1 pseudogene is annotated in these 432 nt (G+C 55.6%); it reads left to right on the top strand.

Features of this window, described 5'->3' with window-relative positions:
• Positions 1–194 precede the first annotated feature (194 nt).
• Positions 195–432: pseudogene (locus tag ACEWQ0_RS01420) on the top strand (hypothetical protein); the annotation flags it as partial.

The raw sequence follows: 432 nt of genomic DNA, 5'->3' as shown, positions 1-432 counted from the left end.
GGTTTGAGCAAACGATCCTTGTCGTCGAGCTCAGCCAGCTTGAACGCCGCCCGCGCCCGATAGCCCGCCTCACGGGCGCGCTTGACGTATGGATCCGATTTTTGGCGTTTTTTCCAGTCCATCGGACGATAGTGTGAAGTGTGAAGTGTGAAGTGTGAAGGATTTTGGGGGCAAATTCAGCGTGGCGGTGCCAATTGTCGGCTCCAGCCCACGCTCAACATCCCAACCCCACCAATTCGCAACTCTTCTTCACACTTCACACTTCACACTTCACACTTCACACTTCACACTTCCCGCCTGCCTTTTCACGTTATCATTGGCCTCTGTTCGAACACTCCGTCGCCATGCCGCTGTCCAATTCACAGAAAAAACACCTGCGCGGGCTTGCCCACGATCTGCATCCGGTGGTCATGGTGGCCGACAAGGGGCTGA

Source organism: Wenzhouxiangella sp. YN9, from assembly GCF_056324165.1.
This window is presented reverse-complemented; position numbering and strand designations above follow the sequence as displayed.